12 protein-coding genes are annotated in these 12,065 nt (G+C 65.0%); 6 read left to right on the plus strand and 6 right to left on the minus strand.

Annotated features, from left to right (window positions below; translation table 11 throughout):
- Positions 1-79 precede the first annotated feature (79 nt).
- The 5 genes from BLT40_RS16965 to petA are packed head-to-tail and all read right to left on the minus strand — an operon-like array spanning position 80 to position 3,864.
- Entirely contained in the window at positions 80-508 is a 429-nt protein-coding gene (locus tag BLT40_RS16965) for a ClpXP protease specificity-enhancing factor (RefSeq protein WP_079520840.1), read from the minus strand.
- Between the two features lie 57 nt (positions 509-565).
- On the minus strand, positions 566-1,210 hold the full coding sequence (locus BLT40_RS16970; protein WP_079520839.1) for a glutathione S-transferase N-terminal domain-containing protein: 645 nt from the start codon (positions 1,208-1,210) through the stop codon (positions 566-568).
- A gap of 17 nt (positions 1,211-1,227) precedes the next feature.
- A complete protein-coding gene (locus tag BLT40_RS16975; RefSeq protein WP_176167731.1) occupies positions 1,228-1,983 on the minus strand; it encodes a cytochrome c1 in 756 nt (251 codons plus the stop codon).
- Positions 1,976-3,265, minus strand: a complete 1,290-nt coding sequence (locus BLT40_RS16980) for a cytochrome b (protein ID WP_036115002.1) — start codon at positions 3,263-3,265, stop codon at positions 1,976-1,978. Before BLT40_RS16980 ends, BLT40_RS16975 begins: the two co-directional genes overlap by 8 nt.
- Positions 3,265-3,864: a ubiquinol-cytochrome c reductase iron-sulfur subunit gene (gene petA, locus BLT40_RS16985; protein ID WP_043692912.1), complete on the minus strand. Its 600-nt coding sequence runs from the start codon at positions 3,862-3,864 to the stop codon at positions 3,265-3,267. Before petA ends, BLT40_RS16980 begins: the two co-directional genes overlap by 1 nt.
- A gap of 217 nt (positions 3,865-4,081) precedes the next feature.
- Between petA and BLT40_RS16990 the strand changes: the two genes are divergently transcribed.
- Positions 4,082-5,281 (plus strand): S1C family serine protease, encoded by a 1,200-nt coding sequence (locus BLT40_RS16990; protein ID WP_090355091.1) that lies wholly within the window; start codon positions 4,082-4,084, stop codon positions 5,279-5,281.
- A 188-nt stretch (positions 5,282-5,469) separates the two neighbouring features.
- Here the strand turns inward: BLT40_RS16990 and BLT40_RS16995 are convergent, their stop codons facing one another.
- Positions 5,470-6,615 (minus strand): lytic transglycosylase domain-containing protein, encoded by a 1,146-nt coding sequence (locus tag BLT40_RS16995; RefSeq protein WP_090355093.1) that lies wholly within the window; start codon positions 6,613-6,615, stop codon positions 5,470-5,472.
- A gap of 159 nt (positions 6,616-6,774) precedes the next feature.
- On the opposite strand from BLT40_RS16995, the gene miaB reads away from it, so the two are divergent.
- The 5 genes from miaB (at position 6,775) to BLT40_RS17020 (ending at position 11,768) form a co-directional block, all read left to right on the plus strand.
- Positions 6,775-8,121 carry a tRNA (N6-isopentenyl adenosine(37)-C2)-methylthiotransferase MiaB gene (gene miaB / locus BLT40_RS17000; RefSeq protein ID WP_036115011.1) on the plus strand — a complete coding sequence of 449 codons (1,347 nt, stop codon included), beginning with the start codon at positions 6,775-6,777 and terminating at the stop codon, positions 8,119-8,121.
- Positions 8,118-9,101, plus strand: a complete 984-nt coding sequence (locus BLT40_RS17005) for a PhoH family protein (RefSeq protein ID WP_036115013.1) — start codon at positions 8,118-8,120, stop codon at positions 9,099-9,101. Before miaB ends, BLT40_RS17005 begins: the two co-directional genes overlap by 4 nt.
- Positions 9,098-9,562, plus strand: coding sequence for an rRNA maturation RNase YbeY (ybeY, locus tag BLT40_RS17010; RefSeq protein WP_090355094.1), 465 nt, complete (start codon positions 9,098-9,100; stop codon positions 9,560-9,562). The genes BLT40_RS17005 and ybeY overlap by 4 nt, the downstream gene beginning before the upstream one ends.
- Positions 9,563-9,638: 76 nt before the next feature.
- Entirely contained in the window at positions 9,639-10,490 is an 852-nt protein-coding gene (locus tag BLT40_RS17015; protein ID WP_036115017.1) for an HlyC/CorC family transporter, read from the plus strand.
- A 69-nt stretch (positions 10,491-10,559) separates the two neighbouring features.
- Positions 10,560-11,768 carry a lipoprotein N-acyltransferase Lnb domain-containing protein gene (locus BLT40_RS17020; protein ID WP_090355096.1) on the plus strand — a complete coding sequence of 403 codons (1,209 nt, stop codon included), beginning with the start codon at positions 10,560-10,562 and terminating at the stop codon, positions 11,766-11,768.
- The last annotated feature ends 297 nt before the right edge of the window (positions 11,769-12,065 follow it).

Consider the following 12,065-nt stretch of genomic DNA (forward strand, 5'->3'; position numbering starts at 1 on the left):
GGAATCGCCAGCAGGGCTGGCTCCTACCGGAGCTGGCCTGTCGCCCGGCACAAAAAACCCGCCTCCCGGCGGGTTTCTTTTATTTGACGACCCGAAGGTGCGGCGCGCCGCGCTTGGGCCGGTCATCGTCACCACCGGTGGGCGGTGGGGCGTCGGTGTCGTCGACCGCTTCGATCGCCGTGGCCGGCGCGGTGTCGTTCTCGTCGACCGGGAACATCATGCCCTGGCCGTTCTCCTGCGCGTAAAGCGCCAATACGGCCTGCACGGGGATGACGATCTGCTGGCTGACGCCTGAAAAACGGGCCTGGAAGCCGATCCGGTCGTTGCCCAGATCCAGATTGGCCACCGCGCGCATGGCGAGGTTCAGCACCACCTGGCCGTTCTTCACGACGTGGGCGGGCACTTTGACGCCCGGCTGCCCGGCGTCGACGAGGACGTACGGGGTCAGACCGTTGTCGCTGATCCAGTCGTAGATGGCACGCAGCAGGTAAGGCCGATTGGAGGTCATGCCTGCGGTTTCATTGGTATCCATGACGACAGTTTAAGGGATACGCGGCGAAAGACGCTAACCGGGCAGGAAATTGAAGTCCGGGCGCATGTCGCGCTCTTCCGGGGTGAGACTGCGGGCGAATCCCTGGCTGTGGAACAGACGCTCGCCGTAGTCCACGATCGCCTTGCCTTCCTTGCCCAGGTCCACACCCAGGTGCGGCAGACGCCAGACCACGGGGGCGACGAGGCAGTCGATCAGGCTCATTTCCGGATTGAGGAAGAACCGCGAGGCGCGGAACAAGGGTTCCGACAGCAGCAGATGCTCGCGCAACCGCTTGCGCGCGCCCTCCGCCGCCTTACCGCCCTCCCCGATCGTCTCGATCTCGGGCAGCCAGTCGTTCTCGATCCGCCACGTAGCCAGGCGCAGACGCGCCCGGGACAAGGGGTCGATCGGCATCAGCGGCGGGTGCGGATAGCGTTCGTCGAGGTATTCGACCACGACCAGCGTGTCGTAAAGGGTCAGGTCGCGGTCGACGAGGGTCGGCAGCGTGCCATAAGGGTTGAGATCGAGCAGGTCGGGCGTGGGCTCGTCCGCCTTGAGGATGATCCGGTCATAGGCCACCCCCTTCGCGGCCAGGACCAGGCGCGTCCGGTGACAATGGATGTCGTCGGCGCTGGTGTACAGAGTCAGCGCCGCACGCGAACGAGCATTCTGGACCATGCATCGACCTCCCTAACTTAATGTTCTTCGTGAACGTCTTTCCAGTACTCGTGCTTCACCAGGTACAGGAGAAACGTGAGGCCAGCCAGGAAGAGGATCACCCACACACCGACCGACTGGCGCTCGAGTGCGGCGGGCTCGGCCGTGTACTCAAGGAAGGTAGCGAGATCGCGCGTGGCGCCCCTGAATTCGTCCGGCGTCATGCGACCCGGACGTTGCAGCTCGAGCTTCTCGACCGTGGCTTCCTGTCCGGGCTTCGCTTCACCGTGCACCGCGACCTGCAGGCCCTGCAATTCCCACAGGGGATTGGGCATGGAGGCATTCGGGAACACCGTGTTGTTCCAGCCCACCGGTCGGCTCGGATCGAGGTAGAACGCGTTGAGGTAGTTGAAGATGAAGTCCACGCCCTTGGCGCGCGCCTCGAGCGAGAGATCCGGCGGCTCCTTGCCGAACCAGGCCTTGGCGCCGTCGGCAGGCATGTGCGAGAGGACCGGTTCGCCGAACTTCGCACCGGTGAAGTTGAGGTTGGACATCACCTCGTCTTCGGACAGGCCGAGGTCGGTCGCCAGGCGCGAGTAGCGCACATACTTCAGCGAGTGGCAGCCCACGCAGTAGTTGAAGAAGAGCCTGGCACCGCGCTGTAGCGCGGCCCTGTCGTTGACGTTGGTGCCGGCGGACGGCAGGTCCTCGCCACCTTCGGCGGCAAGGACAGGCAGCGTGGCGACAAAGAGACCCAGAGCAAGAGCGACTGAGAAAACATAGCGCTTAATCATGCATCGTCACCCGTTCCGGAACCGGCTTGGTCTTCTCGAAACCGAAGCGCGTGTAGACCCATACGAAGAGGAAGAAGCCGAAGTAACCCAGCGCCATCAGGCGACCGAAGGCGTTCTCCCACGTGGTGACGTCGGCATGCGGGAACCAGGCGGGAATCAGCTCCGCCGTGACGCCCGCACCCACCGCGCCCAGGGACAGGAAGGACACCACGAGCACGCCCAGGGCGATGCGGAAACCGAGGCCGCGGTAGCGCACAGAGCGCACCGCTCCCTTATCGATCCATGGCAGCAGCGCCAGCAGCAGGATCGAGCCGAACATGCCGATGACGCCCCAGATCGCCGTGCCGAAGAAGGACGGGATCATGCGGAGGATCGCGTAGAACGGCGTGAAGTACCACGACGGTTTGATGTGGCTCGGCGTCACCAGGTTGTTGGCCGGCGTGAAGTTGTCATGCTCCAGGAACCAGCCACCGAAGGTCGGCGCGAAGAAGATGATGAACGCCGCGATGGTGAGGAAGAAGCCGACGCCGAAGAGGTCTTTCACCGTGTAGTACGGATGGAACGGCACGGCGTCCTTCGGCTTGTCGGCGTCCCAGCGATTGCCCTTCGGGCCATGCTTGACGTCGACGCCGTCCGGGTTGTTCGAACCCACCTCGTGCAGCGCGGCGAGATGCAGCACCACCAGCAGCAGGAGCACCAGCGGCAGCGCGATGACGTGCAGCGCGAAGAAGCGGTTCAGCGTGGCGTCGGCGGGCAGGAAATCGCCCATGATCCATTCCACCAGCGACGAGCCGATATAAGGAATGGTGCCGAACAGCGAGATGATGACCTTCGCGCCCCAGAACGACATGTTGCCCCAAGGCAGCACGTAGCCCATGAAGGCCTCGGCCATCAGCACGAGGAAGATCAGCATGCCCAGGATCCACACCAGCTCGCGGGGTCGCTTGAACGAGCCGTACATGATCCCGCGGAACATGTGCAGGAACACCACCACGAAGAACAGCGACGCACCGGTGGAATGCATGTAGCGGATGAGCCAGCCCCACTCCACGTCACGCATGATGTACTCGACCGAGTTGAACGCTTCGAGCGCACTCGTCTTGTAGTTCATGGTGAGGAAGATGCCGGTCACGATCTGGTTGACCAGGACGAGCATGGCGAGCGAACCGAAGTAGTACCAGAGATTGAAGTTCTTCGGCGCGTAGTACTCGGTCATGTGCTTGCGGAACGTCGGCGCCAGGTTCGGCGCGCGTTCGTTGACCCAATCGAAAAGGCTGGCCATCAGCTTTTGCCCTCCGGGTCGACACCGATCTGGATGTGCGAGTCATCCACGAAGTGATAAGGGGGCACCGGGAGGTTCTTCGGGGCGGGAACGCCGGCGAAGACGCGGCCCGACAAGTCATAGCGTGACTTATGGCAGGGGCAGTAGAAGCCGCCCTTCCAGTTCGCGTCGAACGGCTCAGGCTTGATGTCGGGCACGAAGTCCGGCACGCAGCCCAGGTGGGTGCACAGGCCGATGACGACCAGCCACTCGGGCTTGATGGAACGGTTCTCGTTGGTCGCGTACTTCGGCTGCTGCGCCGAATCGGACGACTGCGGGTCCAGCAGACGGGGCTCGAGGCCCTTCAGCTGGGCCAGCTGTTCCTTGCTGCGATTGACGACGAAGACCGGAAGGCTGCGCCAGGCGAAGGTGACCTTCTGGCCCGCCTCGATGGCACTGATGTCGACCGTAACAGGCGCTCCTGCTGCCTTTGCCCTTGCGCTTGGTTCCCACGACTTAATGAAGGGCACGATCGCCGCGACTACCCCGACTCCGCCAACGACCGCGGTCGTTGTGGTGAGGAAGCGACGGCGGCCGTGATCGACGAATTCGTTCGCCATCAGGCTCTCCGGAACTTATGCCATTGAGAATGCGGACCCCTATCGCCGGCTCGTATCGGAAATCGGCTTCCGCTAAATCGAGTCAGTGTAACGGCAGCACCAGCCACGTACAATAAACTGAACCTTCCCCTGTCCCCCATGACGGATGGGGCTGCCAAGTGCCCGCCAGGATGCGGAAAATTCGGCAAAACCGGACGACAGGACCCCTCGCTACTCCATGAACCACGCCGCTCGTACGCTTGCCTTCGTCGCCCGTTTCGTCGTGCTCGGCCTTGCCGTCGCCTTCGTCATCGGCCTGTTCTGGCCAGGCAGCGGCGCTTTTCTTCGTGAGCGTTTCACGCCGCCGGTCATCGAACACGAGCCTGCCGCGGTCGAGCCGGCCGCTCCCGGGGCGGGCACGGGTCCCGTGTCGTATGCCGATGCCGTGGCCAAGGCCGCGCCGTCGGTCGTCAACATCTATGCGAACAAGCTGGTGACCGAGCAGCCGCGCGAGCTCTACTCCGATCCCGTGTTGCAGCGCATCTTCAGCGTGCCCACCGGCCCGGCGCGTACGCGGCGTCAGCAGAACCTCGGCTCGGGCGTCATCGTCAGGGAAGATGGCTACGTCCTGACCAACAACCACGTGATCGCCAACGCCGACGACATCCAGCTGCTGCTCTACGACGGCCGGGTGGCCAAGGCCCGGGTCGTGGGCTCGGACGATGAGACGGACCTTGCGGTACTCAAGGTGGACGCGGGCAACCTGCCGGCGATCCACATGACCGACGCCGAGAGCCGTCCACGGGTCGGCGACGTGGTGCTGGCCATCGGCAACCCCTTCGGTATCGGCCAGACGGTGACCATGGGCATCGTCAGTGCCATCGGCCGCCAGCTCAATCTGTCCAGCCTGGAAAACTTCATCCAGACCGACGCGGCGATCAACTTCGGTAACTCGGGCGGCGCGCTCGTCAATGCGCATGGCGAGCTCGTCGGTATCAATACATCACTGATCGGTCAGGCGGTCGGCGCCGAAGGCATCGGCTTCGCCATCCCCGTGCAGAGCGCACGCGAGGTACTGGACCAGATCATACAAACGGGCCACGTCGTGCGTGGCTGGATCGGTGCCGACTACGGCGCCGTGCCGGTCTCCGCCGACAGCGGTCTGCCTTCGGCGGCGCGCGGTGTCGTGGTCAACGACGTATCCCCGGGCGGCCCCGCCGCGCTCGCGGGCATCCAGCAACGCGACGTGCTGCTGCGCATCGGCGATGAGGACATCCTCGACCCGTCGGATCTGCGCCGGCACGAGGCCTCGCTGAAACCGGGCGATCCGGTGCAGGTCTCCGGGCTGCGCAACGGTGCGGCGTTCAACACGACCGTGACGCCGGCGCAGAGGCCGCCCACGGCGCCGATGCAGGCGCTCCAGGGCGCGGCCCGGTAGGAGCGCGCCTTGCGCGCGATGTCTTTTCGCGGCGGGGGATGGGGGGAGGTGGGGGATAGCGGCTTCTGGGCTTCGTTGGCTTTTCGCGCGCGGGGCGCGCTCCTACCACGCGCGGGGCGCGCTCCTACCACGCGCGGGGCGCGCTCCTACAACGCGCCGGGCGCTTCTACAACGCGCGGGGCGCGCTGCTACATTCGGTTGTCGGCCAGGGGGACGCCGGTGCTGGGGCGGCTTTTCAACATGTCGCCGTAGCGCTTGCGCAGCACGCCGACGCGCTCGACATAGACCTGCGTTTCGTCATAAGGCGGCACGCCGTTGTACTTCTGCACCGCACCGGGTCCGGCGTTATACGCCGCCGCGGCCAGGCGCTCGTTGCCGTTGAAGGTCTTCAGCAACAGCGCGAGATAACGCGCGCCGCCGCGAATATTCTGATTGGCGTCGAAGGCATCCAGCACGCCCATGTCGCGCGCGGTACCCGGAATCAGCTGCATCAGGCCCTGCGCGCCAGCCACCGACAGCGCGCGCGGGTTGAACGCGCTTTCGGCGTGAATGATCGCGCGCAGCAGCGCCTCGTCCACGCTGAACTCGCTGCTCGCCGAGCGGATCGCGTCGCCGTACGCGACCAGATTCAGACCGACGTTGTTCCAGTCGACCTTCGAATGCACGTCGCAGGCGGCGCAGGTGGCGATATAGGTAAAGAGCATCTTGATGCTCGATCCCTGACCGCCGCCGCCCGGCGGAATATTGGTGTACTCGACGCCGCCGTCCGCCCGGGTGATCCGGTAGACCGCGCCACGCAAGACCCGGGAGCCCTGAGGTGCGGCAGGCGCAGCCGCCGCCGTTAAATCGGTACTCGCCGACTCCTTATAGTCCCACTGCCCTTTCGGCGCGGTCACGGGAGGCAGGGCCAGCGGTTCGCGCTCGGTACCATCCGCTCCGCCGACCACACCGCCGGTCACGCCGGCCAGCGAAGGCACGGCGGCGGCGGGCGCCAGCACCACGGAGCCGATCACACCTTTGAGCGACGGGGGGCCGGCGACCGGTTCGAAGACGGCCTTCTGCGGCGCGGCGGGCAATGCGACGGGCCGCGCCGGACGCGAGGGGGCCGTGCTGCCGATGCGCTTACAGTCCTTGTAGCCCGCGGTGCCGCCGGAGAAAACCGTCTCGCCCGTACTACCGATGCAACGGTAAAGCGCACCCGCCGACGCCGGCCCGGCCAGCAGTCCCAGCAGCAGGACGCAGGCGCCCGCGACCCTTCGCAGGGCCGTCCGGGAGGTCAGGAAACGGCGGGCGTGATGGCCGGCGCTTTCCCCTGGCGTCGCGTCGTCAACCATGGGCGCGAGTTTGCCCGAGCACCCCAGCGCTGCCAAGGGCCGCAAACGTGACGTTCTTCACGCAAGTCATTGATCCACGGCGGCCAACTGGCAACGGAACCGGGGGCAGAGTAAACTGCGCGGTTCGGAAACTCCCCACGAAACACGGTAACCCGGCTCATGAGCGGCAAGCTTTTCATCAAGACCCACGGCTGCCAGATGAACGAGTACGACTCGGCCAAGATGGCCGACGTGCTCGCGGCGTCCCATGGACTGGAACTGACGCAGAACGAGGACGAGGCCGACGTCATCCTCGTCAACACGTGTTCCATCCGCGAAAAGGCGCAGGAGAAGGTCTTCAGCCAGCTTGGCCGCTGGAAGGCGCACAAGGCCAACGGCAAGCCCGTACTGATCGGAGTCGGCGGTTGCGTCGCCTCGCAGGAAGGCGACGCCATCCTCAAGCGCGCGCCGCACGTCGACCTCGTCTTCGGCCCGCAGACCCTGCACCGCCTGCCGCAGATGATCGAAGCCCAGCGCGCCACCGGCAAGTCGCAGGTCGACATCAGCTTCCCGGAAATCGAGAAGTTCGACCGCATGCCGGAACCTCGCGCCGAAGGCCCGACGGCGTTCGTCTCGATCATGGAAGGGTGCTCGAAGTACTGCTCGTATTGCGTGGTGCCTTACACGCGCGGCGAAGAAATCAGCCGACCGTTCGACGATGTGATCGTCGAGGTGGCCCAGCTCGCCGAACAGGGCGTACGCGAGGTCAACCTGCTCGGCCAGAACGTCAACGCGTATCGGGGCCCGATGCACGACGGAGACGTCGCCGACCTGTCGGTGCTGATCCACGCCATCGCGCAGATCGACGGTATCGGCCGCATTCGTTTCACGACATCGCATCCGCTGGAGTTCTCGGACTCGCTGATCGAGGCCTACGCCAACGTGCCGCAGCTGGCCAACTATCTGCACCTTCCGGTGCAGGCGGGCTCGGACCGCATCCTCGCGGCCATGAAGCGCGGCTACACGGCGCTGGAATTCAAGCAGCGCATCCGCAAGCTGCGCGCGGTGCGACCGGATATCTGCGTGTCGTCGGACTTCATCGTCGGCTTCCCCGGCGAGACGGACGACGACTTCGAGAAGACGATGAAGCTGATCGACGATATCGGCTTCGACCAGAGCTTCTCGTTCGTCTTCTCGTCGCGACCCGGCACGCCGGCGGCAAACCTCGCCGACGAGACTCCGGCCGAGGTGAAGCACGCGCGCCTGAGCCGGCTGCAGGCGGCCATCAACGAGAACGCGCGCAAGATCAACGAGGCCATGGTCGGCACCGTGCAGCGGGTGCTGGTCGAGAAGCCCAGCCGCCGCGATCCCAACGAACTCAGCGGGCGGACGGAAAACATGCGCTATGTGAACTTCCCGGGACATCCGCGGATGATCGGCCAGTTCGTGGACGTCACGATCACCGAGGCGATGAGCAACTCGCTGCGTGGCCGGGTGCTGCTGGCGGACGAGGTTGCGGTCGCATGAATCCTGGTCTTTCGCAACGCGATTTCACCCTCGATCCCGAAGACAACACCCGCCTGGCGAACCTGTGTGGCCCGCTGGATGAACACGTGCGCCAGATCGAACTGCGCCTGGGCGTCGAGGTGGACCATCGCGGCGCCATCTTCCGTGTCATCGGTGACGAAGGCTCGGCCCGCGCGGGCGAGAAAGTCATTCGCGCGCTGTACGCCGCGACCGAAACCGAGGTGCTCAACGGTGCCGCGATCAATCTGCACCTGGCCGAGTCGGGCATCGACGCGATCAACGACGAGTCGGCGGAGTCCTCGCAGGAAGTCGTCATCAAGGTCAAGCGCGGCGTCATCAAAGGCCGTGGCGCCAACCAGGCGCGCTACCTGCACGCCATCACCACGCACGACATCAACTTCGGCGTAGGTCCGGCCGGTACCGGCAAGACCTATCTGGCCGTGGCCAGCGCCATCGAGGCACTGGAAGCCAACCGCGTACAGCGCGTGCTGCTGGTGCGCCCCGCGGTCGAGGCCGGCGAAAAGCTCGGCTTTCTGCCCGGCGACCTCAGCCAGAAGATCGATCCCTACCTGCGCCCTCTGTATGACGCGCTGTACGAGATGGTCGGCTTCGAGAAGGTCGGCAAGCTGATCGAGCGCAACGTGATCGAGATCGCGCCGCTGGCGTATATGCGTGGCCGCACGCTCAACGATTCCTACGTCATCCTCGACGAAGCGCAAAACACCACCGTCGAACAGATGAAGATGTTCCTCACCCGTATCGGCTTCGGCTCGGTCGCGGTGATCACGGGCGACGTCTCCCAGGTCGACCTGCCCCGCCACATCCGCTCGGGTCTTCGTCACGCGGTCGAAGTGCTGCGCGGCGTGGACGGCATCAGCTTCACGTTCTTCACCTCGCGCGACGTGGTCCGCCATCCGCTGGTGGCCAAGATCGTCCGTGCTTACGAGGCGTTCGAAGACAAGCAGGACGCCGCGAAGTGAGTCAGCTGGACGTGGCCGTCGGCTATGCCACCGCGCGCAAGGGTGTGCCGGCTCCGGCCAGCTTCCGGCGCTGGGTCGAGGCGGCGTTGAAGGGCGCGCGCCGTCGTAAGGGCACCGAGCTATCGATCCGCATCGTCGATGCGGAGGAAGGCCAGTCGCTGAATCTGCAGTACCGCGGCAAGGACTACGCGACCAACGTGCTGTCGTTCCCGGTGGAGCTACCCCCGGGCGTCGACCTGCCGCTGATCGGCGATCTGGTCATCTGCGCGCCCGTGGTGACGCGCGAGGCGGCCGAGCAGGGAAAGAAGGCGACGGATCACTGGGCGCACCTGACGGTGCACGGGACACTGCATCTGCTGGGGTACGACCACATCGACGAGGCCGAGGCCGAGACGATGGAAGCGCTGGAGACCCGCGTGCTGGCGGGTCTGGGAATTGCGGACCCCTACGAGACCGTGTAGGACCCCGCCCTGAATCGTCACAGGAATTCCGTTAGACTGACCGTTCCGCTCATTTCGGGCAGAAACGCAAAGAGTGATGAACGAGGAACCTGGTAGTACCCATGGCCCGACTCACCGATCCTGGTGGGACCGTCTGGGCCATATGTTTTCCGGCGAGCCACGCAACCGCGACGAACTGATCGAGGAACTGCGTACCGCCCAGGCCAACGGCCTGCTTTCCAACGACACCCTGACCATGGTCGAGGGTGCCATCAAGGTGACCGAGCTCAGCGTCGACGATGTCATGGTGCCCCGCGCCCAGATCGTCAGCCTCGCCGCCGATGCCTCCCTCCCCGAGATCCTTTCCGCCGTCGTCGAGTCCGGGCACTCCCGCTTCCCGGTCCACGGTGAAGACAAGGACGAAGTGCTGGGCATCCTGCTGGCGAAAGACCTGCTGAAATATTATGGACAGAGCGAAGGCGGCGATGTGCGCGCCCTGCTCCGTCCGGCCGTGCTCATTCCCGAATCGATGCGCCTGAACGTGCTGCTGGCTGAGTTCCGCCTGACGCGCAATCACATGGCGCTGGTGGTGGACGAATACGGCGGCGTCGCCGGCCTGATCACGATCGAGGACGTTCTGGAGCAGATCGTCGGCGAGATCGACGACGAGCACGACGACGAGGAAGATCCGGTCCTGGTCCAGGCACTGGAAGAAGGCGGCTTCGCGGTGAGCGCCCTCACCCCCATCGCCGACTTCAACGAGATAGCGGGTGCACGGTTCTCCGATGAGGAGTTCGATACCATCGGCGGCATGATCACCTCGGAGTTCGGCCACCTCCCGGCGGCCGGCGAAGAAATCGCCATGGGCGACTTCCTCTTCCGGGTTACCGAAGCCGACGACCGTCGCGTCCAGCAGTTCCACGTCGCGCACGCCAACGGCGGCGCATGACGTCACCGCCGGCCGTATGGCCGGCGGCCCCTGACAGCCATGCCTGCGGGCAAGGATCCAAGCCCGACCATGCGCCACGCCCTGCTCTTCCTGCTCGCCCTCTGTGTCGTTCCCATGGCCCGCGCCGGCATCGTCGATGCACCGGCCTCGGATCTCGATATCTCCCTGATGACCTACGGGCCGGGCGACATCTACTGGGAACGGTTCGGACACGACGCACTGGAGATCCGTGACCGCGTCAGCGGCGAAGCGATCGCATTCAACTACGGCGTATTCGACTTCGATCAGAAGGGCTTCATCCTCAACTTCGCGCGCGGCATCATGGCCTACCGCATGGATGCCGAGACCACGCAGTCCGATGTTGAGTTCTACGCGGGCGAAGGGCGCTATGTGCACCGCCAGCACCTGAGCCTGGATATCGCACAGAAAGACGCACTGCGCCGTTTCATGCTGTGGAACATCCGCCCGGAGAACGCGGGCTATCACTACGACTACTACACGGACAACTGCACGACACGCGTGCGCGACGCACTCGACACGGCACTCGGCGGCGCGCTTGGCCGCCAGCTGGGCTCCTGGGGCGGCGACATGACCTACCGCGAGCACACCTCGCGGCTGATGAGCAACCAGACCTGGCTGATGCTTGGCATGGACCTGGGCCTCGGGCCGTACGCCGACCAGCCGATGACCGCCTGGAAGGAAGCTTTCCTGCCGATGGAGCTCGAAGCCGAACTGCGTCGTGTGCGCATCGGCGACGGCGCGAACGAACGTCCTCTCGTCGACGGCGAGGAAATCCTCGTGACGGGCCGACTGCTGCCGCCGCCATTCGAGGCCCCGGACCTCCGCTGGCCCCTGCTGATCGCAGGGCTGCTCCTCGCGATTCCGCTGGCGCTGCCCGCGTTCACGCGGCATCGCGAGGCACGGTTCACGTTCGTGATCGCCGGCACTTTGTTCAGCGTCTTCGCTGGCCTGGCCGGTCTGTTCATGATCGGACTGTGGGCCTTCACATTGCACCGCTCGGCCTGGGGCAATTTCAATCTGCTTGCCTACCAGCCGCTGGCGTTTCTACTGATACCCGGCATCTGGCGCCTGCGTCGCGCCGGTCGCCCGATGGGGCGTTTCAGCACACGCATCGCAGCAATCTCGTTCGCCGCCTGCATCATCGGTCTGCTGCTACATCTATGGCCCGATTTCCCGCAGCGCAACATGCCGTGGCTGCTTTTCGCACTGCCCTGCTGGGCCGCATTGTTCGCCACATTCGGCCGTCGCCACGACTGACCCTCCCTCTTTCGGGTAATTGACGCCACCGCGTCAAAGCACGCAAATAGACGGCTAATTCCAGACGAAGCCCAGGGCATGAACGCAGCCTGACGAGGCTTCGCCGCACGCGGTTGTGCGACGCAGGTCACGGACATCCCCCTCCCTGACTCTGACGGCCGTCGGTCACCGACTTCGTGCATGGCGAAAACGCGAAGTCCATCGCAAGAACGCATTCCATTCGACACGGACGGCTGCGTATGGTCGGTCATGACTGTCAGGATGTCACAGTTGCCCGTCACGCTCGGGCCAGGTTTA

Origin of the sequence: Dyella sp. 333MFSha (assembly GCF_900102405.1) — a bacterium.
Lineage (GTDB): Bacteria > Pseudomonadota > Gammaproteobacteria > Xanthomonadales > Rhodanobacteraceae > Luteibacter > Luteibacter mycovicinus.